Here is a 567-nt window from a genome sequence, read left to right on the forward strand (position 1 = left end):
AGGCTGAGACACTCTCAGAGATATAAGACTGAAATGAAGTGATAACATTATTATGTCTCGTGTATAACTCACCATATCGAATACATGGGATGTTCCCTGAAAGGGCTTGCTCTTTAGTAACACCGCTTCCTTTAGAAAAGGTACCTATACGACCAAGCGTTGTTTTTATCCACCCTGACTTTCGTTTTCCGCCCTTATCATAAGGGTTTAAAAGTGAATGCATAGCCCCTTGCTTAATCTGCTGCTTTTTGATGATCTGCTGCTCCAGCGACTGGATTAGGGCATCCATATCGCTCAGGGCTTTGGCAATGGCTTCTTGCTCTGCTATTGGTGGAATGGGAATAAAAGCAGAACCTATGCTTTTTACAGATGTGTGTCTGACAGTTGACCCCGTTGCGGTGTCCTTCATCCAGCTTTCATAACTTTCAGATAAGAAAATCCAATAGAGAAACTCTCCATCAATTTTCTCCTGATTATATAAAACCTTCCCAATTCGCTGGTTGTGCAATAGATTTTCTCTATCAACAAAGGCTGGTTTGCCCAGAAGTTTGCAATCAGGAGTTAGGT

1 protein-coding gene is annotated in these 567 nt (G+C 42.0%); it reads right to left on the bottom strand.

The genetic code is table 11. The features are described from left to right. A partial coding sequence (locus J7438_RS27140; RefSeq protein ID WP_209279121.1) for a restriction endonuclease subunit S occupies window positions 1–567 on the bottom strand: 567 nt, incomplete at both ends.

This window comes from Thalassotalea sp. G20_0, assembly GCF_017744175.1.
Taxonomy (GTDB): Bacteria; Pseudomonadota; Gammaproteobacteria; order Pseudomonadales; family Endozoicomonadaceae; genus Endozoicomonas.